This is a genomic window from Flammeovirga agarivorans, assembly GCF_012641475.1.
Classification (GTDB): Bacteria; Bacteroidota; Bacteroidia; order Cytophagales; family Flammeovirgaceae; genus Flammeovirga; species Flammeovirga agarivorans.
This window is the reverse complement of the sequence record NZ_JABAIL010000138.1, coordinates 1-520: the sequence shown is the minus strand read 5'-3', so window position 1 is coordinate 520 and position 520 is coordinate 1. Positions and strand designations below refer to the sequence as shown.

Annotated in this window: 1 protein-coding gene; it reads left to right on the top strand. The window is 53.1% G+C overall.

Annotated features, from left to right (window positions below; translation table 11 throughout):
- Positions 1–102 precede the first annotated feature (102 nt).
- The coding region (locus HGP29_RS28640) for a major capsid protein (protein WP_211093487.1) at positions 103–520 on the top strand (418 nt) is incomplete at its 3' end.

Genomic DNA, 520 nt, shown 5'->3' with positions numbered 1-520 from the left:
CGCGGAGAATCACCCCAAGAGCTTGGCAACGATAGGCCCGTCTGGTCAGCGTAATGACTAATTCTATTCGTAAACAACATAAGGAGATTCAACATGGCTAACATGCAAGGTGGACAGCAGCTCGGTACTAACCAAGGTAAAGGTCAATCCGCAGCAGACAAGCTGGCGCTATTCCTGAAAGTATTCGGCGGTGAAGTCCTGACCGCATTCGCTCGTACCTCTGTGACCACCAACCGTCACATGCAGCGTCAAATCAGCTCCGGTAAGTCCGCACAGTTCCCTGTGATTGGCCGCACCAAGGCTGCTTACCTGCAACCGGGCGAGTCTCTGGATGACAAACGTAAAGACATCAAGCACACCGAGAAGACCATTAACATTGATGGCCTGCTGACTGCGGACGTGCTGATTTACGACATCGAAGACGCGATGAACCACTATGACGTGCGCTCCGAGTACACCTCTCAGATTGGTGAATCTCTGGCGATGGCAGCTGATGGTGCGGTACTGGCTGAGCTGGCTG